Raw genomic sequence first — 26,306 nt, 5'->3', positions numbered from 1 at the left:
GCGCGCTCTGACGTCCTCGTCGCCCGACGTCGTCGTCCCGGGGCAGCGGGAGCCGCCCCCGAGCGGGTCGGCACGTGCCGGACCCGCCCGGGGACCACGGAGAAATCAGGCGCGGTAGTCGCCGACGAGACGCACGGCGCCCGCCTGGACGCCCTTGGTGCCGGCGACGAGGTCGCCGTCCGCGACGTCGGAGGCCGCCGCCGGGTCGAAGGCCTCGACCGTGCCGAGCACCCACGCGGGCACGCCGAGCGCGGCGCAGCGGGCGAGCGCGGCGTCGACGCCGTCCGCGCCAACCACCGCGACCATGCCGACGCCGAGGTTGAGCGTGTTCTCGAGGTCGCCGCGCGGCACGCCGCCCAGCTCGCGCACGAGGCGGAAGACGGGCGGGACGTCCCAGCTCGCGCGGTCCACGACCCCGACGAGCCCGGCGGGCAGGACGCGCGCGAGGTTCGCGGCGAGCCCCCCGCCCGTGACGTGCGTGAACGCGTGGACCTGCGCGGCGTCGTCGGCGGCCAGCGCGAGGCAGTCGCTCGCGTACACGCGCGTGGGCTCCAGGAGCTCCTCGCCGACCGTGCGCCCGAGCTCGTCGACGTGCCGCTCCAGGCCCCAGCCCGCGTGCTTGAGCACGGCGCGCACGAGCGAGTACCCGTTCGAGTGCAGGCCCGACGAGGCCATGGCGACGAGCACGTCGCCCTCGCGCACCCGCTCGGGGCCGAGCAGCCCGTCGGCCTCGACGACGCCCGTCGCCGCGCCGGCGACGTCGTACTCGTCCGCCCCGAGCAGGCCCGGGTGCTCCGCGGTCTCGCCGCCCACGAGCGCGGTGCCCGCGACCTCGCACGCCGCCGCGATGCCGCGGACGATGCCCGCGATGCGCTCGGGCACGACCTTTCCGCACGCGATGTAGTCCGTCATGAACAGGGGCTTGGCGCCCACCACGACGATGTCGTCCACGACCATGCCGACGAGGTCGAACCCGATCGTGTCGTGGACGTCGAGCGCCTGGGCGATCGCGACCTTGGTGCCGACGCCGTCGGTCGACGTCGCGAGCAGGGGGCGGCGGTAGGTCGCGACCTCGGAGAAGTCGTAGAGCCCCGCGAAGCCGCCGACGCCACCGAGGACCTGCGGCCCGTGGGTGCGCCGCACGGCGTCCTTCATGAGCTCGACGGCCTTGTCACCGGCCTCGGTGTCGACGCCCGCGGCGGCGTAGGTGAGGCCCGTCTGGGGCGAGTCGGCAGTCACGGTGTCGGCTCCAAGGAGGTCTCGCGGCGCACGCGCCGGTGGTGCTGGTGGTCTCGGGTCGGATGCGGGGCTGAGCTCACGGGTGCTGGAGCGCGCCGGACCCGCCGGCGGTCACCGACAGGCTGCGCAGCCCGTCCTCGGGCGCGCCGAGCGGGAGCTCGGCCTGCTCGAGGAGGTGCTTGCCGAGCTGGTCGTCCGGCGGCAGCTCGATGGGGTATCTCCCGGTGAAGCACGCGGTGCAGAGCTGCGACGACGGCTGCTCGGTCGCCGAGATCATGCCCTCGGTCGAGATGTAGCCCAGACTGTCCGCGCCGAGCGACTTCCCCACCTCGTCGGGCGAGAGGCCGTTGGCGATGAGCTCGGCGCGCGACGCGAAGTCGATGCCGTAGAAGCACGGCCACTTCACGGGCGGGGAGCTGATGCGCACGTGCACCTCGGCCGCCCCGGCCTCGCGCAGCATGCGGATGAGCGCGCGCTGCGTGTTGCCGCGCACGATCGAGTCGTCCACGACGACGAGGCGCTTGCCCCGGATGACGTCGCGCAGCGGGTTGAGCTTGAGCCGGATCCCGAGCTGGCGCAGCGTGTCCGACGGCTGGATGAACGTGCGCCCCACGTAGGCGTTCTTGGTCAGCCCCTGCCCGAACGGGATGCCCGACTCGGCGGCGTAGCCCACCGCGGCGGGCGTGCCGGACTCGGGGACGGGGATGACGAGGTCGGCGTCGACGGAGTGCTCGCGCGCGAGCTGTCGGCCCATCTCGACACGGGCGGCGTGCACGGAACGGCCGTTGATCGACGTGTCGGGGCGCGCGAGGTAGACGTACTCGAAGACGCAGCCGGCGCGCTCGGCGGGCGCGAAGCGTTGCGAGCGCAGGCCGTCGGCGTCGATCGCGATGAGCTCGCCCGGCTCGACCTCGCGCACGAACGACGCGCCCACGATGTCGAGCGCCGGCGTCTCGCTCGCCACGACCCAGCCGCGCTCGAGCCGGCCGAGGACGAGCGGGCGCACGCCCTGCGGGTCGCGCGCGGCGTAGAGGGTGCGCTCGTCCATGAAGACGAGGGAGAACGCGCCGCGCAGGCGGGGAAGGACCTCGAGCGCGGTGGCCTCGAGCGTGTGGTCGGCGTCGCCCGCGAAGAGCGCGGTGACGAGCGCGGTGTCCGTGGTGTTGCCGCGCGCGAGCTCGCCGCGGCGCTGGTTCCCGTACCGCTCGGCCACCAGGTTCACGAGCTCGGCCGAGTTGGTGAGGTTGCCGTTGTGCCCGAGCGCGACGGTCCCGGACGCGGTGGCGCCGAGCGTCGGCTGCGCGTTCTCCCACGTCACGCCGCCGGTGGTCGAGTACCGGCAGTGCCCGACGGCGATGTGCCCCGTCAGGGCGTTGAGGGCCGTCTCGTCGAACACCTGGGAGACGAGTCCCATGTCCTTGTAGACCAGGATCTGCTCACCGTTGCTGGTGGCGATGCCGGCCGACTCCTGGCCTCGGTGCTGCAGCGCGTACAGCCCGAAGTAGGCGAGCTTGGCGACCTCTTCGCCGGGCGCCCAGACACCGAAGACGCCGCAGGCGTCCTGGGGACCTTTCTCGCCGGGCATGAGGTCGTGGTTGAGAAGTCCATCTCCGCGGGGGGCCACGTACCTCAGTGTCCCACAGCGGACGCGTCCGGACCGAAGCGCGAGGTCATGCGGACGACCGGGGCGGCGCACGCCCCGCGGCGACGCACGGGCCGTCGTTCACGGTGGCGTTACGTCGTCCCACCTGTCGGGCAGGGGTTCCGCTGGGTGGGAACGCCACGCTTGAATCTCGACTTATTCGACCGCGGCAGTCCAGTATCACGCTGGCTGCCCCGGCCCGCGGCTCGATCACCTGATCGACCTCACGCTCCACCCCCTGCTCCACCCCCGCTCGACCACCCGCTCCCGGTCTCCCGGGACCCCGACGAAGGACGACACCATGCGACGCCTCCGGACGACGATCACCCTCGCGGCTGCCGCGGCAGCCACCGCCCTGGTCCTCACCGCCTGCGCGCCGACCGCCGTCGACGGGTCGGGCGGCGGCGACGCGAGCGGCGACGGGAGCTCCGACGTCGAGCCCACGACGCTCTCCCTCGTCGGCTTCGCCGTCCCGAAGGCGGGCAACGACGCCGCACAGGAGCTGTGGGGCGAGACCGAGGACGGCCAGGGCGTCACCTGGGAGACGTCGTACGGCGCCTCCGGCGACCAGAGCCGCGCCGTCGCCGACGGCCTGGCGGCCGACTACGTGCACTTCTCGCTCGAGGGCGACGTCACGCGCCTCGTCGACGCCGGCCTCGTCGCCGAGGACTGGAACGCGGGCGATCACCAGGGCATCGTCAGCCAGTCCGTCGTCGTGCTCGTGGTGCGCGAGGGCAACCCGAAGAACATCCAGGGCTGGGAGGACATCGTCCAGCCCGGCGTCGAGATCGTCACCCCCAACCCCGGCTCGTCCGGCTCGGCCCGCTGGAACATCCTCGCCGGCTGGGGCAGCGTCATCGCGAACGGCGGCTCGGAGGAGGACGCGACCGAGTACCTGCGGAAGTTCTTCACCAACGCCGTCGCGCTCCCGGGCAGCGGCCGCGACGCGACGACCGCCTTCACGTCCGGGACCGGCGACGTCCTCCTCTCCTACGAGAACGAGGCGATCCTCGCGCGGCAGAACGGCGAGACGTTCGACTACGTCGTCCCCGACCAGACGCTCCTCATCGAGAACCCGGCCGCGGTGACGGTCGACGCCGACCCCAAGGCGCAGAGCTACCTCGACTTCGTGCTCACGCCCGAGGGCCAGGAGGCGTTCGCGCACGTGGGCTTCCGCCCCCTGACCGGGGACGTCGACTTCGAGGTCGAGGGCGCGAACGACCCGAGCGACCCGTTCCCGGCCGTCCCGACGCTCCTCACCATCGCCGACGACTTCGGCGGCTGGTCGGCCACGAACGACAAGTTCTTCGGTGACGAGGGCCTCGTGACGAAGATCCAGGCCGAGACCGGGAAGCAGTGACCCGTGACCACGACCCTCGCTGAACGACCGGGCCGGGCGGCGCGCGAGCGTCGCCCGGCTCCGGCCGCGTCGCGGCCGCGCCGGGTCCGCCGGGCACGCCGAGCGCCCAACGGCCCCTACCGCCTGACCGCGGCCTCGGGGCTCGGCCTCGGCGTCGCGCTCGTGTGGTTCTCGGCGCTCGCCCTCGTGCCGCTGATCGCGGTGCTCGTCGAGACGTCCGCCGGCGGGTGGCCCGCGTTCGTCGCCGCGATCACCCAGCCGCAGACGGCGGCGGCGCTCACCCTCACGGTCACGCAGGCGCTCGCCGTGACCGCCGTGAACGTCGTCATGGGCACGCTCATCGCGTGGGTCCTGGTGCGCGACCGGTTCCCTGGCAAGCGGCTCCTCGAGGTGCTCATCGACATCCCGTTCGCGCTCCCGACGATCGTCGCCGGCCTCGTGCTGCTCGCGCTGTACGGGCCGTCGGGACCGCTCGGGATCGACGTCGCGAACACGCGCGCCGCCGTCTTCCTCGCGTTCCTCTTCGTCACCCTCCCCTTCGTGGTCCGCAGCGTGCAGCCCGTGCTCGCCGAGCTCGACCGCGACGTCGAGGAGGCCGCCGCGTCCCTCGGCGCGACGCGGTCCATGACGTTCCGCCGCGTGGTCCTCCCCGCGCTCGCGCCCGCGATCACCGCGGGCGCGGCGCTGTCGTTCGCGCGCGCGATCAGCGAGTACGGCGCGCTCGTCCTCCTCTCCGGCAACCTGCCGATGCGCACCGAGGTCGGCTCCGTGCGGATCCTGGCCTACCTGGAGAACGGGCAGCCCGAGCAGGCCGCGGCCGTCGCCTCGGTGCTCCTCCTCGTCTCGCTGCTCGTCATCGCGACGATCCAGCTCCTCCAGCGCAGGGTGGCCCGCTGTGGATAGCTCCCCCTGGGTGCGCCGCACGCTGCGCGCCGTCGTGGTCGTCTACCTCGTGCTGCTCGTGGGCTGGCCGGTCTCGCTCGTGGTGCGTGGCGCGTTCGCGGACGGGCTCGAGACGTTCCAGCGGGCCCTGTCCGACCCGTCCGTCGTCTTCGCCCTCCAGCTCACCGCCGCCGTCGCGGTGCAGGTCGTGCTCATCAACACGGTCTTCGGCGTCGGGATCTCGATGCTCATCGTGCGGTACGACTTCCCGGGCAAGGCGCTCCTCAACGCCCTGCTCGACCTCCCGCTCTCGGTCTCGCCGATCGTCGTCGGGCTCTCGCTCGTCCTCGTGTACGGCAAGAACGGCTGGTTCGGCGGCGCGCTCGAGGACGCCGGGTTCCAGGTGATCTTCGCGCCGCCGGGCATCGTCCTCGCGACGGCGTTCGTGTGCCTCCCGCTCGTGATCCGCGAGGTCGTGCCCGTCCTCACCGAGCTCGGCACCGACGAGGAGCTCGCCGCGACGAGCCTCGGGGCGAGCTGGTTCCAGACCTTCCGGCGCATCACCCTGCCCGCCACCAGGTGGGCGGTCGTCTACGGCGTCGTGCTCACGCTCGCCCGGGCGCTCGGCGAGTTCGGCGCCGTCAAGGTGGTGTCCGGCAACTTCGAGGGCCGCACCCAGACGTCCACGCTCCTCGTCGAGCAGCGCTACCAGGACTTCGAGCAGGGCACGGCCTACGCGATCGCGTTCCTCCTCGCGTCCGTGTCCGTCGCGTGCATCGTCGCGGTCACCTTCCTCCGCTCCGACGACCCGCCGACCGCCAGGTCCGCAGTCCGCGCCCCCGACCGCACCTCTGACCGCCCCGCCGCACTCACGGAGGCCGACGCATGAGCATCGAGATCCGCAACGTCCGCAAGACCTTCGGCGACTTCGTCGCGCTCGACGACGTCTCCGTGTCCGTCCCGACCGGCCGCCTCACCGCGCTGCTCGGCCCGAGCGGGGGCGGCAAGTCGACGCTCCTGCGCGTCGTCGCCGGGCTCGAGGTGCCCGACTCCGGCGAGATCGAGATCGAGGGCCGCGACGCGACGAACCTGCCGGCCCGACGCCGCAACGTGGGCTTCGTCTTCCAGCACTACGCGGCGTTCAAGCACCTGAGCGTCGCGCGGAACGTCGCGTTCGGGCTCGAGATCCGGCGCACGCCGAAGGCCGAGATCGCCGAACGCGTCGACGAGCTGCTGCGCCTCGTGCACCTCGAGAGCTTCGCGCACCGGCTGCCGTCGCAGCTCTCCGGAGGCCAGCGCCAGCGCATGGCGCTCGCGCGCGCCCTCGCGATCCGGCCGAGCGTCCTGCTGCTCGACGAGCCGTTCGGCGCGCTCGACGCCAAGGTCCGCAAGGAGCTGCGCGACTGGCTGCGCCGCCTGCACGACGAGGTCCCCGTGACCACGGTGTTCGTCACGCACGACCAGGAGGAGGCGCTGGAGGTCGCGGACGAGATCGTCGTCGTCAACGAGGGCCGCATCGAGCAGGTCGGCACGCCGGACGACCTCTACGACCGCCCCGCGAACGACTTCGTCATGGGCTTCCTCGGCCCGGTGACCCGGCTCGGCGGCGTCCTCGTGCGCCCCCACGACGTCCACGTCGAGGTGCTGCGCGACGGCGCCCCAGACCGCACCGGCGACGACACCACCGACGGCGTCCCCGACGATGCAGCGCCGTCGCGCCCGGGCCGCTCGGTGCCGGGTGTCGTGACCCGCACGACGCGCGTGGGCTTCGAGGTGCGTGCCGAGGTCGCCACCGCGGACGAGGTGGTGTCCGTCGTCGTGACCCGGGCCGAGGCGCGGACGCTGGGTCTCGTGCCGGGCGTCGCCGTGCGGCTCGCCCCGGCCGAGGGCGCGCCGACGTCCGCCGCTCCCCGACCCGTCGGCGCGCCGGTCCCCGGCTGACCGGGCACCGACCCGACGCCACCTGCCCGCCTGCCCACGAGCCGAGAGCCGCTCGCTATCCTGCCCGCGTGGCTCCCTCCCGCGTCGACCGCTCCGCCCGGGACGGCGACGACGGGGACCGTGGCGACCGGGACCGCGGCGACCAGGACCGCGCAGGCCGGGACCGCGCGGGCCGGGACCGCGGCGACCGGCCGCGGCACCGCCGCGACCGGGCGGCCTACCGGTTCGTGGAGGTCCGGGCCGCCGCCGGCCCGGCCCGGCTCGACGGGATCGCGGCGGCGTGCGGGGCGTTCCTCACCGGCACGGTCCTCGGCTTCCTCGTGCTGCTCGGGCTCGGGCTCGTCGGGGGTGAGCTCGTCACGGGCGGGCGGCACGAGGCCGACGAGGTCCTGCGCTCGACGATCGGCTGGTGGGTCCTGACCCTCGTGCTCGCCGTGCTGGCGTTCGTGCCGGCGCACGCCGGGGCGACGCTCGCCGTCGCCCGCGCCCTGCTGGGCGAGGGTCGCCCCCGCACCGACGTCCCCCCGCACTCGGTGCGGCGGCGCGTCGCCGGGTCGAGCCCGCCGGGGGCGCTCGCCGGGCTCGCGTGGACGCTCCTCGTGCTGGCGCTCCTCGCCGGGGCGGTCGGGCTCCTCGCGATGGACCGTGACGACGTCGAGCGCACGCCCATCCTCGCGGTCTCCGCGGTCGTCGGGTGCGTGGCCGCGACCGGGCTGCTGCTCCTGCGGGGGCTGCGCGTGCGCTGGACCGCCTGGCAGGACGCCGTGCGCACGACGTGGGGGCCGAACGAGGTGCGCCTCGCCGAGGGTGCCGAGCGCCGTCGGCGCGCCGCGCTCGGCCCGTCAGCCCCCGCTCCGCGCGACGGCCGGCGCGCGCGCCGGGACGACCGGGCGGCCGCCGTCCTGGGCGGCGCCGGCCTGGTCGGCGTCGTCCTGTTCCTGGTCGGCCTGTGGATGCGGCATCCGCGCAAGTTCGGTCCGGACCGGTACTACGGGCCGGTGGGCGAGGTGTCGATCGACGTCCTCGTCGGCGTGGGCGGTGCGCTGGTCGGGACGGCGCTGCTCCTCGGCACGACGTGGCTCCTGCTCCCGGTGTCGCGGCAGGGACGGCGCCGTCGCGCGGGGCTCGCGCTCCTGCGCTCCCCCGAGCCGTCCGCGCCGCCCGCCGACGACGTCGTCCGGGAGCTCCTGTCGCCCTGGTCGGCCTCCACGACGCTCGCCCTGGCGCTCCTTGCGGGCTCCGGGCTGCTCGCGCCGTCCGTCCTCGCCGGTCTGGCGGGCGGTGGCGTGGGGCTCCTCGTCGAGGGGGTGCCGTTCACCGCCACGACGGCGGCCCTGGTCGTCCTGACCCTCGCGGCGCTGTGCGTCGTGGTGGTCGGCACGACCCGGTCGGCACGCCACCGCACCCTCGTGCGCGAGCGCTGGCACGTGGGCGACGACGGGCCCGGCTGACGCTCGCACCCAGCACCCAGCGCCCGGCACCCAGCACCTGGCGCTCGGCACCGCACCGGTGCACCGGCACCGGGTGACCGGGTCGGGTCAGCGGCGTCCGCGCAGGCTCCGCCGGTCCGCGAGGACCGCCCACAGGCCCGCGACGGCCGCGCCGAGCGCGGCGCACGTGACGACGATGACGGTGAAGTACACGCCCGGCTTGAAGACCGGCGCGGCGGCGGGCGACTGCAGCCAGGCGCCGCCGATCCCGAGGCCGAGCACGGCGCCCAGCACCACGCCGACGGTGAAGAACGCCCCGTAGCGCGGTGCGCGGCGGACGGTCGTCGGGTCCACGACGGTCTCGATCTCGACCTCGTGCGACGCCTCGGTCTCCTCCCCTGCCTCGCGCTCGGCGCGGCCCGCCCCGGCCGTGCCCGCGGGCACGGCGTCCTCGGCACCGGCGGACGCGCGGGGCGTCGACGGCGCCGCGTCGGGCTCGGAGTCACGCTCGGTGTCGGGCGCTGCGTCGGACGCCGTGCCACGCGCAGAGTCGGGCACGGCCGACCCGTCGGGGGCGTCGGCGTCGGGAACGGGGGACTGCTCGGAGCTCACGACCACGACCCTACCCGCGCTTGCTGAGAGCTCCGCGCGCCCTGGGCGGGGGTTCGGGCTCGGGACGTCGCACCCGTCGGGCCCGGACGCACCGCGACCCGGGCCCGTCGGACGGGACCCGGGTCGCGGGACGCGGCGCCGCCTCGTCGGCGGCGCCGCACGGCGTCAGCGAACCGTCAGCCGCAGGTCTGGCCCTCGAACGGGACCTCGTACTCCTGCGTCACGCCGTCGAGCGTGGCGGTGAAGGTCACCGTCCCGCCCTCGACCGACGTGGCCCGGGTGTTGAACGACTGGTACGCGTTCTTGCCCGGCTGGAGGTTCGGGAACCGCTTGGAGCCGTAGGGCGTCTCGACGACGACCTCGACCGGGACGTCCTCGCCGTTGGTCGCCCGGACCGCGACGTGGACGAACTTGCCCATGCAGCGGGCAGAGGCCTCGACGTTCTCGAGCACCACGGTCGGGGCCGCGGCCTCGACCGTGACCGGGATCCGGGCGGTCGTGCCGCTCGGCGACGCCACGACCCACAGGTCGTAGTCGCCCGCCGCGGCGTCGGCCGGGACCGTCGCCGTCAGCGTCGCCGCCCCGTCCGTCACCGTGGCGGTGCCCGCCGGGGTGCCCGGGTTCGCCGGGTCGAACGTGGCGTCCCCGGCGACGAGGTAACCGTCCACCGAGGTGTTCGCCGGCGACCCGAGCGACGTGAGGTTCAGGCCCGAGAGCCCGACGCTCACCGCGGAGCCCGCGGCCACCGGGCCGGGGAGACCGTCGACCACGACGCGCGAGCGGTCGAACGACGGCGACACCGGCGAGCTCTGCTGCAGGTACGCGATCCACGCGTCCCGGTCGACCAGACCGGAGTCGCGCGGGTCCGTGCCCTCGGTGAACACACGGAAGTTGTCGCCGCCGGTGGCGAGGAACGAGAACGTCGCCACGCGGTACTCCCCCGCGAGGTCGATCGGCTCACCGTCGATCGTCACCGACGAGACGTTGCTCCCCGGCGCCGCGTTCGGGTCGGCGGTGCTCGCCGTCCACGACACGTTGTCCGAGAGCCCCAGGGCGAGGTACGGACGCGACGGGCGCGTGCCGTCCGGGTTCGTCTGCCACTGCTGCTCGAGCATCTCGACGACCTGCTCGCCCGTGAGGGTCACGGTCCACAGGTTGTTGACGAACGGCAGCACCGCGTTGGCCTCGGCGTAGGTGATGACGCCGTCGCCGTTGTGGAAGAGCTCGTTGCGGAGCCCGCCCGGGTTGACGACGCCGATGTCCGCACCGCCGCGCGCCGGGTCGGCGAGCGTGGCGAGCAGCGAGTCGGCGACGAGGTTGCCGAGGGTCGACTCGGACCCGCGGTCGTCACGGCCGGAGGTCTGGTTCGGTCCGGACCCGACGTACGTGCCGCCGGGGCCCGTGTAGGAGCCGCCGGCGAACGCGGTCGTGATGTCCGCCGTGACCTCGCCCACCGGCTGGGCGCCGATGACGTCGGCCTGCTGGAGCGCCGCGTCGACGATCGTCTTGACCTCCGCGACGCGCGGGTACGTCGCGACGAGCGTCGCGTCGTCCGTCGTCGTGCGCGCGACGTTCTCGGCCGTGTACGCCGTGACCTCGTGGGTCTCGGTGTCCACGGTGAGCGACACGTGCCCGATGAACTCGCCGTAGCTGCCGGTCTGGACGATCGGGCGGGTCTTGCCCTCGACCCCGGGGACCGGGGCGTCCCACGCGTACTGCTTGTGCGTGTGGCCCGTGAAGATCGCTGCGACGCGCGCGTCGGTCTCGTTGACGATGTCCGCGAAGGCGCCGCCCGCGGCGACCTCCTCCTCGAGCGTCGCGCCGTCGGGCGTGCCCGCACCGGCACCCTCGTGGACGAGGGCGACGACGACGTCCGCCTCGCCGTTCGCCGTGTCGCCGTCCTGGAGCTGGGCGGTGACGCGGTTGAGCGCCTCGACCGGGTCCCCGAAGTCGAGGTCCGCGATGCCGGACGGCGTGACGAGCGTCGGGGTCTCCTCGGTGACGACGCCCACGAAGCCGACGTCCAGGCCGTCGATCTCGACCACCTGGTACTCCGGCAGCGCCGGGTTCGTCGTGCCCTTGTCGTAGACGTTCGCGCCGAGGTAGTTCCAGTCGGCCTCGTCTGCGACGCGGCCCGTGAGGTCCGCGAAGCCCTGGTCGAACTCGTGGTTCCCGACGGCGGACGTCGCGAGGTCGAGCGCGTTGAGCACGTCGATCGTCGGCTGGTCCTCCTGGAGCGCCGACGCGAACAGGGAGGCGCCGATGTTGTCGCCCGCGGAGACGAACGCCGTCCCGTCGGGGTTCGCCGCGCGCAGCTGCTCGATCGTGCCCGCGAACTTCACGGTGTTGGCGTCGATGCGACCGTGGAAGTCGTTGATCGCCAGCAGGTCGAGCTGCGTGGTCCCGGGCCCGGTGTCACCGAGCTGGAGGCCGACGAGCACCGGGTCGTGGTCGGACGACCGGAACGGCGTCGTGTCGTAGAGGATCGACGCGTTGTAGTTGTACCGGCTGTACTCGTTGGCGATGGGCTCGACGGAGTTGATGTTCCACACGTCGGTGCCGGTGACGGCGCTCGCCGCGCCGGCCGAGGCGAACACGTGGTCGAGCGACCCGACGTACCCGTCGAACAGGTAGGTGTGCTCGCCCGTCGTCTCGCCGAGGTCGGTGTATCCCGCCTCCTTGAGCACCTCGAGCGGGTCCTCCTGCGAGTACGAGTTGAAGTCGCCCGCGAGCAGGATCTTGTCCGTGCCCGCGTCCGCCGCGACGTCCTCCGCGAAGCCGACGAGCGCCGTCGCCTGCGCGACGCGCGACGCGTTGAACGCGCCCTGGCCGTCGCCCGAGTCCTCGTCGCCGGGCAGCACGGGAGTGCCGGAGCCCTTCGACTTGAAGTGGTTCGCGACGACGAGCACGTCGTCGCTCGCCGCGTCGTCACCCTCGCTGATCCCGCCGACCGGCTGGAACACCTGCGCGAGCGGCTCGCGCGCGTTGACGAACGCCGCGTCGTCGAGCAGGATCCGCGAGTCCCCGACCGGCTCGGCCGCGTCCACCTGGTAGATGTACGCGAGCCGGATCACGTCCTCGTCGTCCGGCAGCGCGGCCGGCGACGGGACGAACGCCCACTCGTCTCCGCCCGCGGACTCGTTGAGCGCGTCGACGAGGTCGGAGAGCGCCTGGTCGCGGTCCTTGCCGAACGGCGTCGAGTTCTCGATCTCCATGAGCGCGACGACGTCGGCGTCGAGCGCGTCGATCGCCGCGACGATCTTGGTCTCCTGGCGCTCGAGGTTCTCGGCGTTCGCCGCGCCCCGGGCGTCGCAGCCACGGTTGACCGTGATGGGGTTGCCGGCACGGTCCGTGTAGTAGGTGCAGCCCGTGAGCTGGTCGCCTGTCGTCGTGAAGTAGTTGAGCACGTTGAACGTCGCGACCGACAGGTCGCCCCCGACCTCGGCCGGGGCGTCCTCGCGCGTGTTCGCGAACGTGGCCGGCTGCACCGTGGCGGCGTTCCCGCCGTCACCGGCGGTGAGCTGCGTCAGCGGCTGGAACGTCCACGCGTCGAACCGGTAGTCGAGGATGACGGGCGTCGTGAAGGACACGCCCGCCCCGACGCGCGCCGGCGCCCCGCCCGTGAGGTACGGGAGCGGGATGCCCTTGTTCGCCGTGTTGTTGAAGTTCGTCGTCGCGCCGTCGTCGAGCACGACCGCCCGTGCCGCGCGGTCCGTGACCGCGGCGGCGGCCTCCGCGCTGCCCGGACGCCCGGCCGACGTCGGCTGGACGAACGGGTCCGTGCCCGCGGCGAGCAGGAACGAGCCGTAGAAGTTCGTGTCGTAGTTGTCCGCGACGACGTAGTCGCCCGCGGGCTGCACGAGCATGCCCTCGAGCACCTCGCGCGCGGCGTCGGTCGCGGGGAACGCGACGTTCGCGGGCTTGACCGCCTCGGCCGCCTCGTCCAGGACCGTCCAGCCGCCCGCGGCAGGAGTGATCTGGGTCAGCGTGAAGTACTCGGAGACCGCGCCCGTGACCTCGACGTGGTCGCCGACCTGCACGGCCGCGGCACCGGCCTTGGAGTAGACGAAGATCGCGTCCGACGCCGCGTGCGAGGCGTCGAGGTCGCCGCCCGTGCCCTCGGTCTGCAGGTAGAAGCCGTCGTAGCCGCCCGTGGGGTAGGTGGCGGTGACGACGCCGCGCGTCGTGACGGTCTGGCCGACGAGCGGGCTCGCCGCACCGGTGCCCTGGATCTCCGCGATCGGGACGACCTCGCCCGGCTCGGGGCCGGGGCCACCGCCGTCGTCGCCGCTGTTCTGCGGGGTGACGGTGCTGGAGAGCGAGAAGTCCTTGCTGTTGTCGTCCGTGTCCGCGAAGCCCGTGCGGTTGATCGACGCCGGCACGTTGTTGGCCGACGGCGCGGGGCTCACGGCGGTCTCGAACGTGTTCGACGTCCCGTACCCGACGAGGTCCACGACGTTCGCGGCACCCGCGGCGTTCCCCGCGGGCAGCGTGACCGCCGACGTGGAGCGCACGAGCGCGAGGGTGCCCGTCGTGCCCGACGGGTTGAGGCCTCCGGTCGCGTCCGGCGTCGGCAGCTCCGCGCCGTTCGAGCCGTTGGAGCCGCCCTGCACGAGGAAGTAGCCTCCGGGCGCGACGGTGCCGGTCAGCGGCGTGACGCCGGTGAAGGCGCCCGTCCCCGTCGCCGAGCGGTACTGGAGCGACATGCCGGAGAGGTCGATCGCCGCCTGCGTGGGGTTGTACAGCTCGACGAACTTGTGGGTGTAGGGGGCGTTGGCGCTGCCCCCGCTCAGGTAGGCCTCGTTGATGACGAGGCCCGACCCGTCGGGCGCCGCGCTCGCGGCGGTGGCCGCCGCGACGGAGATCGGCACGGCGAGCGCCACGGTCAAGGTGCCCGCCACCACCCTCCGTCGCCGCAGGTGCTGGTGGTCGGTCACGCTGACTCCTTCATCTCGTGCGGACGGCCGGGCAGCAGTCGCGCGTCCATCGATCGAGTCCACGACTCGGGACGGGTCGACGCCCTGCCTCCGCAGGACATCGCACCCCACCTCGATGAACGGGCGGTTGCTGCCACGTCACCGCCGCGAGAACGTCGCCGCACGTCGTCGTGCCGCGAGCGCCCGCACGGACGGCGGCCGGTCATCATCGGACGCTAGCCCTCCGCGTGCCCCACCGCCAGACCTGGGACCGAGAACGTTACGCACCAGTAACACGCCGGCCCGGACGCGCGTCGCGCTCAGCGGGGGCGGGCCGCCTGGAGCGGGAGGAGCCACGAGATGTCGGACCGCTCGCCCGACGCGCGGACACGGCCGTCGGCGACGGCGTCCGCCCACGTGAGCGCGCCGGTCACGAGGCCGAGCCACGTCTGCGGGTCGGTCTCCACGACGTTGGGCGGCGTGCCCCGGGTGTGCCGGGGACCCTCCACCGCCTGGACCGCGCCGGCCGGAGGCACCCGCACCTCCACGGTGTGCCCGGGCGCGACGTCCGCGAGCTCCTCGAGCGTGAAACGCACCGCGGTCGTCACGGCCGTGCGGTCGGCGGGGTCGTCGCGCCAGGCCGCCAGGGCGAGGCGGCCGGCGGCAGGGTCGGTACGTCGTCGGGCGGGCACGAGGCCAGCCTAGGACGCCCCGCGCGACCTCAGCCGACGGTGAACCGGACGCGACGGCCCTCCACCGACGCCTCGCGCAGCGTCGCGCGGACCGGGTCGCCGAGCGGGAGGTCCGCGCCCTCGACCGGAGCCCGGACCGCGGGGTCGGCGAGCACGACCTGGCCGCGCCGCGCACCCGAGGCGTCGCCGCCCTCCCGCTCGAGACGCCGGCCGCGCTCGCGGTCGTCCTCGACGTCGACGACGACGCCGTCGAACTCCTCCCCCTCGCGCCCGCTCAGCAGCGCCGCCTCGACGACGTCGACGATCGCGCGCTCGTACGAGGCCGCGCGCTGGCCCGTCCGTGCCATCGTGCGCGGCAGCCCGGGCAGCGCGTCGAGCACCCAGCGCGGCACCTCCTCGCCCGCGCACAGCGCGAGGCACACCTCCGTGCCGTAGCGGTCGACGAGCCGGCGCAGCGGCGCGGTGACGTGCGCGTACTCGGCGCCGATCGCGGCGTGCGCGGCGTCGTCGGGCACGCCGGGCTCCTGCCCCGTCCCCCCGAACGCCTCGTACGACGCGCCGCGGAAGAGCGACGTCGCCTCGTTGAGGAAGGCCGCGTGGCGCGGGACGCGCGAGTCCAGGGTCGGCACGAGGTCGGCGTACACCGTCTCGCGCGGCCAGTCGATGCCGAGCGCGCGCGCCGTGCGGCGCAGGCGCGCGAGGTCGCGCGGGTCGGCCTCGGGCAGCGCACGGAAGACGCCGACGCCGCCCGCGCGCATGAGGCGCGCCGCCGCGATGCCCGTGAGGAGCGAGATCTGGGCGTTCCAGCCCTCCGCCGGGAGGGTCGAGCGGAACTCGAGGCCGAACGAGCCGTCGTCGCGCGTGACGATCTCCTGCTCCGGGACCTCGAGCGACACTCCCCCGCGCACGCGCTCGAGCGCGAGCCGCAGCTCGCCCACCTCGCGGAGCAGCAGGAGCGCGGCACCCCCCGCGTCCTGCGCGCCACCCGCGTCGATCGCGGCCTGGGCCTCGTCGTAGGTGAGGCGTCGCGTCGACCGCACGACGGCGCGGCGCACCGTCGCGTCGAGGATCTCGCCGCGCGCGTCCAGCACGACGCGCCACGCCGCCGCGGGGCGCTCCTGGTCCGGCAGGAGGCTCGCCGCGCCCTCGGAGAGCACGGCGGGGTGGAGCGGGGTGCGGCCGTCGGGCGCGTAGAGCGTCGTCCCGCGCTCGTGCACCTCGGCGTCGATCGCCCCGCCCGGCGCGACGAACGCGCCGACGTCCGCGATGGCGTAGTGCACGACGAACGCCGCACCCGCGGGACCCGCCGGGTCGTCCCCCGCGCGCTCGAGGTGGAGCGCCTGGTCGAGGTCCATCGACCCGGGCGGGTCGATCGTCACGAACGGGACGTCACGCAGGTCGACGCGGCCGTCACCGACGACGGCGTCGCCGTCCCGGACGACCGCCTCCGCCTCGGCGAGCACCGCGGCGGGGAACGACTCCGGGACCTCCATCTCACGGCGCAGCGCCGCGAGCGCGCCGGTCACGGTGAGGACCGGGTCCACGGGGGGCGTCGGCGCGGGGGGCTCGGCGGGGCGCACCAGGCGCAGGTGACGGGCGGGCACGAGGCCGACCCTACCCACCCGGCGCCCGAGCGTCTCCCGCCCGACCGTCTCCCGGGCCACCACGGCCTCCCGGCGGGAGGCGGCGGCTCTGCGGCAGAGGGCGCGCGGGCCAGGGCGTCCGACAGACCTGGCCCGCGCGACGGGTACGCGTCACCACCGACGCGTACGGCTGGAGGCAGCACCCGCCGCCCGGATCGAGCGGGCGGCGGGTGCGCCGGTCTCACATCCCGCGCGTCCCGAACCGGTCGCGCGCGGCGTCGTCGCCCGAGCCCGCCGCGGCCGCCGCGAGCTCGCGGCGCACCTCCTCGCGGAGCTTCCCGTGGTTCTGGGGCTCGGGCGCGGCGCCCAGGAGCAGCTTCGTGTAGTCGTGCTGGGGGTCGAGGATCACCTGGTCCGACGGCCCGCGCTCGACGACGTTCCCCCGGAACATCACGAGGATCTCGTCGCTGAAGTGCCGCGCGGTCGCGAGGTCGTGCGTGATGTAGAGGACACCGAGGTTCTCCTCCCGCTGCAGGCGCGCGAGCAGGTTGAGCACCCCGAGACGGATCGACACGTCGAGCATCGACACCGGCTCGTCCGCCACGAGGAAGCGCGCGCCCGGCGCGAGGGCCCGGGCGATCGCGACGCGCTGGCGCTGCCCGCCCGACATCTCGTGCGGCTGCTTGGCCGCGAACACGGGCGCCGGCGTGAGGTTGACGCGCTCCAGGAGCTCGTGGACCCGCGCGTCGAGCGCCTGCCGACCGCGGGCGACCTTGTGCAGGCGCAGCGGCCGCTCGAGGTGGTGGCCCACCGTGTGGAACGGGTTGAGCGACGCGAACGGGTCCTGGAACACCATCTGCACGTCGTGCCGGTAGGCGTCGAGGCCCCGGCCACGGGTCGCCGACGGCGTGCCGTCCAGCAGGATCTCGCCCGACGTCGGCGTCTCGAGCTGGGCGATCATGCGCGCCACGGTCGACTTGCCCGAGCCGGACTCCCCGACGACCGCGATCGTCTTGCCCGGCTCCAGGGTGAACGACACGTCGTTCACCGCACGCAGGCGCGTGCGGCGCAGCCCCTTGCGGATCGAGAAGTCCTTGACCAGGTTGCGGACCTCCAGGGTGCTCATGCGTGCGGTCCTTCCTGGCTCTCTCCGGTGCCCTCGCCCGTGCGGACGAACGAGCCGCGGTCGCCCGTGAGGCTCGGGAACGAGCCCAGCAGGCGCCGCGTGTAGGGGTGCTGGGCGCCCTCGAAGATCGACTCCGCCGTGTCGATCTCGACGATCTCGCCGCGCAGCATCACCGCGATGCGGTCGCTGATCTCCAGCAGGAGCGGGAGGTCGTGCGTGATGAACACGACGGCGAACCCGAGCTGCTCGCGCAGCCGCATGATCTCTCGCAGGATCCCGCGCTGGACCACGACGTCGAGCGCCGTCGTCGGCTCGTCCATGATCATGACCTGCGGGTTGAGCGCGAGCGCCATCGCGATCATGACGCGCTGGCGCATGCCGCCGGACAGCTCGTGCGCGTAGCTGTCGAGGCGCAGCGGGTCGACGCCCACGAGCTCGAGGAGCTCCGCGGACCGGGTCGCCCGCTCCTTCCGCGACATCTCCGGACGGTGGGTCTTGAGCACGTCCCCGAGCTGGTCGCGCACGCTGATGACCGGGTTGAGCGAGTTCATCGCGCCCTGGAACACCATGGAGACCTTGTCCCACCGGAAGGCGCGCAGCGCGTCCCCGGAGAGCGCGACGACGTCGACGTCGTCGCCGCCCTGGTCGTGGAACGTCACCGACCCGGACGTGAGGAGGGCCGGGGGCTTGAGGAGGCGGTTGATCCCGTACGCGAGCGTCGTCTTGCCGCAGCCCGACTCGCCAGCGAGGCCGAGGATCTCGCCGCGGTGCAGCGTGAGGGAGACGTCCTTCACGGCGTGGACGACCGGCTCGACCTCGTAGTCGATGGAGACGTGCCGCGCGGTGAGCACCGGGTCCTTGCCGACGAGGTACGCGGCGTGGCGCGCGCTGGTGAGCGGCTCGGCGGCCGTGGTCGTGGCGGTCATGCGCCCACCGTCTCCTTCGCGTCGTCGGTGTCGGTGTCCGTGCCGTCAGGGTCGGTGCCGTCAGGGTCGGTGCCGTCAGGGTCGGTGGCGTCAGGGTCGGCGCCGTCGGCGGTGTCCGGCCCGGTGCCGGCAGGGTCCGCGTCCACGGCGAGGCCGGCCTTGCGGGCCTTGCGCACGCTCTTGACCGCGGCCGGGCCCAGGCGCAGGCGGGGGTTGATGATCTCGTCCAGGCTGAAGTTGATGAGCGCGAGCCCGCAGCCGAACAGGGCGATGAGCAGGCCCGGCGGGACGAACCACCACCACATGCCGAGGCTCAGTGCGTTGTTGGCGCTCGCCTGGTTGAGGATCGTGCCCCACGTGATCGAGCCCGAGGGGCCGAGCCCGAGGAACGACAGCCCCGCCTCGGCGAGGATCGCGAGGAGCACCGCGCCGAGGAACTGCGCCGTGAGGAGCGGCAGGAGGTTGGGGAAGATCTCCACGAGGATGATCCGCGGCGTCTTCTCCCCCGCGACGCGCGCCGCGGACACGTAGTCGCGGGCCCGCAGCGACTTGGCCTGCATCCGGAGCACGATCGCCGCACCCGGCCAGGCCGTCAGCCCGAGGATCACCGCGACGATGATGAGCGACCGCGTCTGCAGGTACGCCGAGATGACGATGATCAGCGGCAGGCCCGGGATGACGAGCATGATGTTGGTGACGAGCGAGAGCGCCTCGTCGGTGAACCGCCCGCGGTACCCCGCGACGATGCCGAACACGATCGACAGCACGAGCGCGATCGCCCCGGCGACGAGGCCGACCATGAGCGAGCCCTGCCCGCCGTACGCCACCTGGGCGAAGATGTCGTTCCCGATGTGGTTGGTGCCGAGCAGGTGCTCGGTGCTCGGCGGCAGGAACCGCGCGTTCGCCGTCGAGCGCGGGTCCTGCGTGAAGAACGGCGCGACGAACGTGAACAGCAGGATGCCGACCACGAGGACGATCCCGGCGGTGAGCTTGCCGGACCGGCGCGGGAGCATCGCGCGCAGGCCCCGGCGCGCGGGCGCGGCCGGTGCGTCCTGGTCGAGCGCCGCGGGGACGTCCCGCACGTCCGGGACGATCCCCTCGGTCGTCGTCGCCGGCGCGAGGCCGTCGGCCACGACCGTGGCCACGGGTGCCGCGTCGGCGGCGGGGGTCACGATCTCCGTGTCGCGGATGTTGTCAGACATTGGCGCGCGCCCTCGGGTCGATGAATCCGTAGATGATGTCCATGAGGAAGTTCGCGGCGAGCACGGCGAGCGTGATCACGAGGAACGTGCCCTGCATGAGCGCGAAGTCGCTCGCCTGGACCGCGTTGAACAGGAGCTTGCCCAGACCCGGGTAGCTGAAGACCTGTTCCATGACCACCGACCCGGCCACGACGAACCCCAGCGCGACCCCGAACCCGGCGAACGACGGGAGCGCGGCGTTGCGGGTCGCGTAGGTGATCGCGACGCGCATCCGGCGCAGGCCCTTGGCCTCGGCCGTCGTGACGTAGTCCTCGGACAGCGTGGACACCATCATGTTGCGCATCCCGAGCAGCCAGCCGCCGACGGACGAGAGCACGATCGTCAGCGCGGGCAGGAAGCCGTGGTAGATCACGCTGCCGACGAACGCCCACGACCACTCCGGGCCGTTGTCGAAGCCGAAGATGTCGTAGCTGCCGATCCGCGGGAACCACCCGGTCGAGACGGAGAAGACCGAGACGAGGATGAGAGCGAGCCAGAAGTAGGGCACCGCCTGGAGCAGGGTCGAGGCGGGGATGATGCTGTCCACCCACGTGCCGCGCTTCCAGCCGGCCCACGCCCCCAGCCCGACACCCAGGACGAACGAGATGATCGTCGCGAGTCCCACGAGCCCGACCGTCCAGGGCAGCGCCTGGCCGATCAGCTCGGTGACGGGCTGGGGGTAATAGGTGATGGAGATCCCGAGATCTCCCTGGAACAGGCGCCCCCAGTAGTCCACGTACTGGTCCCACAGGGAAGCGTTGTCGTCCGCGCCGAAGAGGAGGTCGATGCTGTTCTGCATCTGGGGCGTCAGCTCGCCGCCCTTGCGCAGGAACTTGTCGATGAAGATCTGCTTGGGGTCACCAGGCATGAGCTTCGGGATGAGGAAGTTCAGCGAGACCGCTGCCCAGAGGGTGATCACGTAGAACGTGATCCGTCGTGCGTAGTACCTCATGATGCGTGTCCCTCGTTCCCCGTTCCTCCTCCTCGGCGCGGTCGCATCAGCTCGTCGGCTCGAGCTTCGAGAGCACGACGCCCAGCGAGACCGTGCTCCACGACGGCGGGAAGGCGTAGAGGTCCTCCTCCGTCGGCCAGCCCGTGAAGTCCTTCGTGTCCATGAAGGTCTGCGAGGCGTTCACGACGACGGGGATGTAGGGCAGGTCGCGGACGATCTCCTCCTGGATGACCGCGTACTGCTCCTGCTTCGCGGCCTCGTCGTTCGTCGAGGCGGCCGCCTCGACCGCGGCGTCGACCTTCGGGTTGGTGTAGCGCACGTAGTTGAAGAGCCCGGACTCCATGACCTCGCCGACCGGACGCGTGTAGTCCGTCGACATCCACTGGCGGTAGATGGTGAACGGGTCGTCGAGCGACGGGCCCGTGATGCCGCCGACCATGAGCTGGTAGGTGCCCGCGGCGCGCGCGTCGGACATCTCCTGCTGCGTGACCTTGTTGTGGACGACCGAGATGCCGGCGGCCTTCGCCTGCTCGACGAGCAGGTCACCGACGGCGTTGTAGTCGTTCCAGCCGTCGACCGTGATGAGGGTCAGCTCGACCTTCTGGCCGGCCTTCTCGTAGATGCCGTCCGCACCCTTGGTGTAGCCGGCGTCCTCGAGGACCTTCGACGCCGCCGCGGCGTCGGCCGTCTGCGGGCTCTCCGCCTCGACGTCCGGCGAGATCCAGCGGTCGTCGCGGCCGAGCAGCGCGAACGTCGGGGACGCGGTGGCGGCGAGGCCGGCGAACGCCTTCTCGTTGATCTCGGTGCGGTCCATCGCGAGGTTGATCGCCTGGCGCACCGCGACGTCGGTCTGCGGCCCGGCGCAGCCGAGGTCGACCGAGACGCACGTGTAGATCGTCGTCGGGTCCTGCGGCGTGTTGATCATGCTCAGGCGCCCGTCCGCGGTGATGCGGTCGGGGTCCGCGACGAACATCGCGGTCCAGTCGACCTTGCCCGTGGTCATGAGGTCCTCGGCGCTCTGGTTCGCGTCGATGCCGAGGTAGCGCACCTTCTTGATCTTGGGAGCGCCGTCCCAGTAGTCCTCGTTGGCGACCACCGTGTAGGCCGCCTCGGTGACCGCGTCGGCCTTGAACGGGCCGGTGCCGACCGGGTTCTCGTTCGCGAACGTCACCAGGTCGTCGACCTCGGACCAGATGTGCTCGGGCACGACGAGCGACGTGCCGAGGATCTGGACCTCGGAGGTGAACTGCGGCGAGTCGAACGTCCACGTCACGGTGTACGGGTCGACGGCCTCGACCGAGAGCACGAAGTCCCGCTTGGCGGCCTCGTTGGTCTGGGAGAAGACCACGTCCTCGGCGTCGAAGGCCTCGCCGTCGGTCCACTTGACGCCCTCACGGAGCTTCACGGTGAGCTCGGTCCCGTCCTCCGACCACTCGAACGACTCGCCCAGACGGGGCTCCGGCGGGCCGGCCTGCGCCTTGTTGTAGTAGAAGAGCGGCTCGTAGATCGCGCCGTTGGCCGCGTGCAGCGGGTTCGGCGAGTACGGGTTGAAGTTCGCGACGATCGGCGTCTGCGACCCCGCCCAGACGTTGAGCGTGCGCCCACCGTCCGCGGTCTGCTCGCCGTCGCCGTTCCCGGAGCCGGAGCAGCCCGTCGCCATGAGGGTCACGCCGGTCACGAGCGCAACCGCCGTGAGCAGACGCTTGCGCGCCGTGCTTCGAATCATCATCGGTCCTTTCGCGTGGACGACGCGTCGTCGCGTCGTTCGTCGTGCGCCCGGAGGCGTGTGGCAGGAACACTAACTAATCGATCCGGGGTCGCCGGCTAATACGACAGGAAAGTTACCTAACTGAGACATGGCCGCCGACGCCCGCCCGGAACGACGGCGGCCGACCCCCGCGTGGGCGGGGGCCGGCCGTCGGGACGTCGTGCCGTGAACGGCTCGCGCGCGCCGGGTAGCGGGGCGAGGTGCCGCTAGCGCGCGGCGTCGAGCGCCGTGCGCGCGGCCGCGGCGACCTCGGGGTCCGTGACCTCGTAGCCGGCGTCGCCGCCGCCCCCCGGTCCGGCGTCGTCGGCGACGACGCGCTTCGCGGAGAGGTGCACGGCGTCCACGCCGGCGGCCACGAGAGCGCCGACGTCCTGGGGCCGCACTCCCCCGCCGGCCATGACCTGGACGCGGCCGCGCAGCGGGCCGCGGGCGTGCACCGACATGGCGCGCAGGCGCTCGACCCCGTCGATGCTGCGGGCGGCGCCGCCCGACGTGAGCACGCGCACCACGCCCGCGGCGGCGAGCGCGTCGAGGGCCGCGAGCGGGTCGGCCACGACGTCGACCGCGCGGTGGAACGTCACCTGGCGACCGTCGGCGGCCTCGACGAGGGTGCGCACGGCGGGGACGTCCACGGAGCCGTCCGGGGTCAGCGCCCCGACCACGACCCCCGAGGCTCCCGCCGCGACCGCGGCCCGGACGTCGCGGACCTGCACGTCGAGGTCCGTCGCCGAGAGGACGAACCCGCCCGGGCGCGGGCGCACGAGGACGTGCACCTCGACGGCCGCCGCACCGGTCATGGCGTCCGCGGCGGCCGCGACGGCCGCCTCCACGAGGCCGGCGCTCGGCGTGAGCCCGCCCGTCGCGCCCAGGCCGACGCACAGCTCGACGCGCCGAGCGCCTGCGGCGGCAGCCACCCGGACGCCGTCCGGGTCCTGCACCGCGAGCTCGAGCACGACGTCGCGGCCCACGCGCGAGGCGGGCCCCTCGGGATCGGTGGTCGTCACTGCGTTCTCCCGTCGTCCGGTCCGGCGGCCGTCGCGTCGCGCGCTGTGCGCGACGGCGGCCGTCGGCCAGGGTAGACGACGGTCAGATGACGCCGAGCGCGAGGATCGCGTCGGCGACCTTGGTGAAGCCCGCGATGTTGGCGCCGAGCACGTAGTTGCCGGGCGTCCCGTACTCGTCGGCCGTCTCGACGCACCGGTCGTGGATGCCGGACATGATCTGCGCGAGCCGGTCCTCGGTGTACTCGAACGACCACGCGTCGCGCGAGGCGTTCTGCTGCATCTCGAGCGCGGAGGTGGCGACGCCGCCGGCGTTGGCCGCCTTGCCCGGCGCGAAGAGGACGCCCGCGTCCTGGAGCAGCGCGACGGCAGCCGGGGTGGTCGGCATGTTGGCTCCCTCGGCGACGGCGACGACGCCGTTCGCCACGAGCTGCTTGGCCGCGCCCTCGTCGAGCTCGTTCTGCGTCGCGCACGGCAGCGCGACGTCGCACGGCACGTCCCAGATGGAGCCGTCGGTGACGACGCGCGCGCCCGGGCGGCGAGCCGCGTAGTCGGCGACGCGACCGCGCTCGACCTCCTTGATCTGGCGCAGCAGGTCGAGGTCGACGCCCGCCTCGTCCACGACGTAGCCGGAGGAGTCGGAGAAGGCGACGACGTTCGCGCCGAGCTGCTGCGCCTTGGCGGTCGCGTAGATCGCGACGTTGCCCGAGCCCGAGACGACGACGCGGCGGCCGTCGAGGTCCTGCCCGCGCGTCGCCAGCATGCTCTGCGCGAAGAGCACGGTGCCGTAGCCCGTCGCCTCCGTGCGCACGAGGGACCCGCCCCACGAGATGCCCTTGCCCGTGAGGACGCCGGACTCGTAGCGGTTCGTGATGCGCTTGTACTGCCCGAACAGGTACCCGATCTCGCGTCCGCCCACGCCGATGTCGCCGGCCGGGACGTCGGTGTTCTCGCCGATGTGCCGGTACAGCTCGGTCATGAACGACTGGCAGAACCGCATGACCTCGCCGTCGGAGCGGCCGCGGGGGTCGAAGTCCGACCCGCCCTTGCCTCCGCCGATCGGCATGCCGGTGAGCGAGTTCTTGAAGATCTGCTCGAAGCCGAGGAACTTCACGATCCCGAGGTAGACCGACGGGTGGAACCGCAGGCCGCCCTTGTACGGGCCGAGCGCGGAGTTGAACTCGACCCGGAAGCCGCGGTTGATCTGCACGCGGCCCGTGTCGTCCACCCACGGGACCCGGAAGATGATCTGGCGCTCGGGCTCGCAGACGCGCTCGAGGACGGCTGCCTCGACGTAGCGCGGGTGCTTGCGCAGCACGGGGCCGAGCGAGTCGAAGACCTCGCGCACGGCCTGGTGGAACTCGGCCTCGCCGGGGTTGCGACGCAGGACCTCGTCGTAGACGGACTGCAGTCGACTGTCCATGGGCACTCCTCGTCTGGGCGGAAACTCCTGCTGACGGTACGCCTGTGCCAGAAGTTCCCGTACCGCCGTCTCACTCCCTGCGCACCCGGAGAGGTCGCGCGCGGGCTCGGGACGAGGCCCGGGGCGCGCCCCGGGGGGCGTCACGGGCCTGCCGGAAGCACCCGCGGACGACACAACCGTCCACCCGTCGAGAAACCCGATCGATCTAGTGCGGTTTATCGCGAGCCGTTGCTATACCCGTCCCCAGGTCACGAGCACCAGCGCCAAGCCCCGGCTCGCTGGTCGGCAACCCCCTGTTACGGCGGGGTGCTCCGGGAGATGACCCGGCCGTGCGCGACCAGCCCCGCACCCGCGGGGACGGCCGCACGGCAAGCGTGATCGACGACTACTGCGAGGTGCACATGACCCACCGCTCCCCCTCCCCGACGGTCCTCGCCGTCTCCGGCAACCCTCGGCCCGGCTCGCGCACGCTCGGTGCCGCCGAAGCCGTGGCGCACCGCGTCGCGGGCCTCCTCGGTACGACCGACGTCGCGGCGATCGACCTCGCGACGTTCGGCGACGAGGTCCTCGCCGCCGAGCACCCCGGCGCGGACGCCGCGCGCGACCGGCTGGCCGCGGCGACCGTCGCCGTCGTGGCGACCCCGGTCTACAAGGCCTCGTACACCGGGCTCCTCAAGGCGTTCCTCGACCTCTACGGCCCGGACGGCCTCGTGGGCGTCGTCGTCGTGCCGCTCGTCGTGTCCGGCAGCCCCGCCCACGCGCTCGTCGGCGAGGTGCACCTGCGACCCGTGCTCGTCGAGCTCGGGGCGGTCGTCCCGACCCGCTCGCTCACGGTCACCGAGGCGCAGCTCGCGGACCTGGGCCCCGTCGTGGACGCGTGGCTCGCCCGCGAGGGCGACGCGCTGCGCCGCGCCGCGACGCCGCTCCCCGGTGTGGACGGCGGCGACCCGCCGCCCGCCGACCAGGCCGTCGCCGACGCGTTCGCGGGGGTGACCCGATGACCGCCGGGCTCACCCACCTGGAGGCCCTCCTCGCGGAGCAGGACGAGCCGCAGCTCTCCCCCGACGAGTACAAGGCCGTGTTCCGCGGCCACCCCGCCGGGGTCGCCGTGATCGCGCTCGAGCACGACGGCCGCCTCGTGGGATTCACCGCGACGTCGGTCATCTCCGTCTCGGCCGCGCCGCCGCTGCTCGCGTTCTCGCTCGCGTCGACGTCGTCGTCGTGGCCCGCGGTCTCGGCCGCGCGGACGCTCGCGGTGAGCTTCCTCGCCGACCACCAGGACGACGTCTCGGCCCGGTTCGCCACGAGCGGCATCGACCGGTTCGCCGACGGCGGCTGGTCCCGCCTCGGCACCGGCGAGCCCGTGATCGACGGCGCGCTCTCCTGGGTCCGGGGCCGCGTCGTGCAGCGCACGCCCGTCGGCGACTCCTACCTCGTCTCGCTGCGCGCGCTCGCGTCGAGCGTCGGCGCGGGCGGTGGCACCCGGCCCGGGGCGGCCGGCGCGCCGTCGCCCCTCGTCTACCACGACCGCACCTACCACCGGATCGGGGACCACTCGGCGCTCTGACCCCG

Annotated in this window: 20 protein-coding genes and 1 riboswitch; of the genes, 7 read left to right on the top strand and 13 right to left on the bottom strand. The window is 73.4% G+C overall.

Annotation, left to right across the window (positions count from 1 at the left end; translation table 11 throughout):
* Positions 1-105 precede the first annotated feature (105 nt).
* Both purM and purF read right to left on the bottom strand, forming a co-directional pair.
* Positions 106-1,239, bottom strand: coding sequence for a phosphoribosylformylglycinamidine cyclo-ligase (gene purM / locus ACZ402_RS01395; RefSeq protein ID WP_375822567.1), 1,134 nt, complete (start codon positions 1,237-1,239; stop codon positions 106-108).
* Between the two features lie 76 nt (positions 1,240-1,315).
* Complete coding sequence (gene purF / locus ACZ402_RS01390) at positions 1,316-2,863, bottom strand: amidophosphoribosyltransferase (RefSeq protein ID WP_375822568.1); 1,548 nt, start codon at positions 2,861-2,863, stop codon at positions 1,316-1,318.
* A gap of 319 nt (positions 2,864-3,182) precedes the next feature.
* Between purF and ACZ402_RS01385 the strand changes: the two genes are divergently transcribed.
* From ACZ402_RS01385 to ACZ402_RS01365, 5 genes are all read left to right on the top strand, one after another.
* On the top strand, positions 3,183-4,241 hold the full coding sequence (locus tag ACZ402_RS01385) for a sulfate ABC transporter substrate-binding protein (protein ID WP_375822569.1): 1,059 nt from the start codon (positions 3,183-3,185) through the stop codon (positions 4,239-4,241).
* 3 nt (positions 4,242-4,244) lie between these two features.
* Positions 4,245-5,144 carry a sulfate ABC transporter permease subunit CysT gene (cysT, locus tag ACZ402_RS01380; RefSeq protein ID WP_375822570.1) on the top strand — a complete coding sequence of 300 codons (900 nt, stop codon included), beginning with the start codon at positions 4,245-4,247 and terminating at the stop codon, positions 5,142-5,144.
* Positions 5,137-6,012 (top strand): sulfate ABC transporter permease, encoded by an 876-nt coding sequence (locus tag ACZ402_RS01375; RefSeq protein WP_375822571.1) that lies wholly within the window; start codon positions 5,137-5,139, stop codon positions 6,010-6,012. The genes cysT and ACZ402_RS01375 overlap by 8 nt, the downstream gene beginning before the upstream one ends.
* Positions 6,009-7,064, top strand: a complete 1,056-nt coding sequence (locus ACZ402_RS01370; protein ID WP_375822572.1) for a sulfate/molybdate ABC transporter ATP-binding protein — start codon at positions 6,009-6,011, stop codon at positions 7,062-7,064. Before ACZ402_RS01375 ends, ACZ402_RS01370 begins: the two co-directional genes overlap by 4 nt.
* Before the next feature lie 68 nt (positions 7,065-7,132).
* On the top strand, positions 7,133-8,515 hold the full coding sequence (locus tag ACZ402_RS01365; RefSeq protein WP_375822573.1) for a hypothetical protein: 1,383 nt from the start codon (positions 7,133-7,135) through the stop codon (positions 8,513-8,515).
* An 87-nt stretch (positions 8,516-8,602) separates the two neighbouring features.
* On the opposite strand, the gene ACZ402_RS01360 is transcribed toward ACZ402_RS01365, so the two are convergent.
* From ACZ402_RS01360 to gdhA, 11 genes are all read right to left on the bottom strand, one after another.
* Complete coding sequence (locus tag ACZ402_RS01360; RefSeq protein WP_375822574.1) at positions 8,603-9,106, bottom strand: hypothetical protein; 504 nt, start codon at positions 9,104-9,106, stop codon at positions 8,603-8,605.
* A gap of 176 nt (positions 9,107-9,282) precedes the next feature.
* A complete protein-coding gene (locus tag ACZ402_RS01355) occupies positions 9,283-14,043 on the bottom strand; it encodes an ExeM/NucH family extracellular endonuclease (protein ID WP_375822575.1) in 4,761 nt (1,586 codons plus the stop codon).
* Positions 14,044-14,342: 299 nt separating this feature from the next.
* A complete protein-coding gene (locus ACZ402_RS01350) occupies positions 14,343-14,714 on the bottom strand; it encodes a sterol carrier family protein (protein ID WP_375822576.1) in 372 nt (123 codons plus the stop codon).
* Positions 14,715-14,743: 29 nt separating this feature from the next.
* Complete coding sequence (locus ACZ402_RS01345; RefSeq protein ID WP_375822577.1) at positions 14,744-16,318, bottom strand: RNB domain-containing ribonuclease; 1,575 nt, start codon at positions 16,316-16,318, stop codon at positions 14,744-14,746.
* Positions 16,319-16,538: 220 nt separating this feature from the next.
* Positions 16,539-17,423: an ABC transporter ATP-binding protein gene (locus ACZ402_RS01340; protein WP_375822578.1), complete on the bottom strand. Its 885-nt coding sequence runs from the start codon at positions 17,421-17,423 to the stop codon at positions 16,539-16,541.
* A complete protein-coding gene (locus tag ACZ402_RS01335; RefSeq protein ID WP_375822579.1) occupies positions 17,420-18,349 on the bottom strand; it encodes an ABC transporter ATP-binding protein in 930 nt (309 codons plus the stop codon). The genes ACZ402_RS01340 and ACZ402_RS01335 overlap by 4 nt, the downstream gene beginning before the upstream one ends.
* Positions 18,346-19,551, bottom strand: a complete 1,206-nt coding sequence (locus ACZ402_RS01330) for an ABC transporter permease (RefSeq protein ID WP_375822580.1) — start codon at positions 19,549-19,551, stop codon at positions 18,346-18,348. The genes ACZ402_RS01335 and ACZ402_RS01330 overlap by 4 nt, the downstream gene beginning before the upstream one ends.
* Positions 19,544-20,542, bottom strand: coding sequence for an ABC transporter permease (locus tag ACZ402_RS01325; protein ID WP_375822581.1), 999 nt, complete (start codon positions 20,540-20,542; stop codon positions 19,544-19,546). The genes ACZ402_RS01330 and ACZ402_RS01325 overlap by 8 nt, the downstream gene beginning before the upstream one ends.
* A 46-nt stretch (positions 20,543-20,588) precedes the next feature.
* A complete protein-coding gene (locus ACZ402_RS01320) occupies positions 20,589-22,268 on the bottom strand; it encodes an ABC transporter substrate-binding protein (protein ID WP_375822582.1) in 1,680 nt (559 codons plus the stop codon).
* Positions 22,269-22,516: 248 nt separating this feature from the next.
* Positions 22,517-23,314: a copper homeostasis protein CutC gene (locus ACZ402_RS01315; protein WP_375822583.1), complete on the bottom strand. Its 798-nt coding sequence runs from the start codon at positions 23,312-23,314 to the stop codon at positions 22,517-22,519.
* A gap of 82 nt (positions 23,315-23,396) precedes the next feature.
* Positions 23,397-24,734 (bottom strand): NADP-specific glutamate dehydrogenase, encoded by a 1,338-nt coding sequence (gdhA, locus tag ACZ402_RS01310; protein ID WP_375822584.1) that lies wholly within the window; start codon positions 24,732-24,734, stop codon positions 23,397-23,399.
* Positions 24,735-24,980: 246 nt separating this feature from the next.
* Positions 24,981-25,115: riboswitch (SAM riboswitch) on the top strand.
* A gap of 20 nt (positions 25,116-25,135) precedes the next feature.
* Between gdhA and ACZ402_RS01305 the strand changes: the two genes are divergently transcribed.
* Positions 25,136-25,735, top strand: coding sequence for an NADPH-dependent FMN reductase (locus ACZ402_RS01305; RefSeq protein WP_375822585.1), 600 nt, complete (start codon positions 25,136-25,138; stop codon positions 25,733-25,735).
* Positions 25,732-26,301, top strand: coding sequence for a flavin reductase family protein (locus ACZ402_RS01300; protein ID WP_375822586.1), 570 nt, complete (start codon positions 25,732-25,734; stop codon positions 26,299-26,301). The genes ACZ402_RS01305 and ACZ402_RS01300 overlap by 4 nt, the downstream gene beginning before the upstream one ends.
* Positions 26,302-26,306: the final 5 nt, after the last annotated feature.

Source organism: Cellulosimicrobium sp. NPDC030954 (genome assembly GCF_055571305.1).
The sequence above is the reverse complement of the archived record's forward strand: the minus strand, read 5'-3'. Positions and strand labels throughout refer to the sequence as shown.

Excerpts from the sequence above, each read along its gene's own strand:
- ACZ402_RS01385 (WP_375822569.1), top strand. The coding sequence starts at position 3,183 with ATGCGACGCCTCCGGACGACGATCACCCTCGCGGCTGCCGCGGCAGCC.
- ACZ402_RS01370 (WP_375822572.1), top strand. The coding sequence starts at position 6,009 with ATGAGCATCGAGATCCGCAACGTCCGCAAGACCTTCGGCGACTTCGTC.
- ACZ402_RS01340 (WP_375822578.1), bottom strand. The coding sequence starts at position 17,423 with ATGAGCACCCTGGAGGTCCGCAACCTGGTCAAGGACTTCTCGATCCGC.
- ACZ402_RS01335 (WP_375822579.1), bottom strand. The coding sequence starts at position 18,349 with ATGACCGCCACGACCACGGCCGCCGAGCCGCTCACCAGCGCGCGCCAC.
- ACZ402_RS01330 (WP_375822580.1), bottom strand. The coding sequence starts at position 19,551 with ATGTCTGACAACATCCGCGACACGGAGATCGTGACCCCCGCCGCCGAC.
- ACZ402_RS01325 (WP_375822581.1), bottom strand. The coding sequence starts at position 20,542 with ATGAGGTACTACGCACGACGGATCACGTTCTACGTGATCACCCTCTGG.
- ACZ402_RS01320 (WP_375822582.1), bottom strand. The coding sequence starts at position 22,268 with ATGATTCGAAGCACGGCGCGCAAGCGTCTGCTCACGGCGGTTGCGCTC.
- gdhA (WP_375822584.1), bottom strand. The coding sequence starts at position 24,734 with ATGGACAGTCGACTGCAGTCCGTCTACGACGAGGTCCTGCGTCGCAAC.
- ACZ402_RS01305 (WP_375822585.1), top strand. The coding sequence starts at position 25,136 with ATGACCCACCGCTCCCCCTCCCCGACGGTCCTCGCCGTCTCCGGCAAC.
- ACZ402_RS01300 (WP_375822586.1), top strand. The coding sequence starts at position 25,732 with ATGACCGCCGGGCTCACCCACCTGGAGGCCCTCCTCGCGGAGCAGGAC.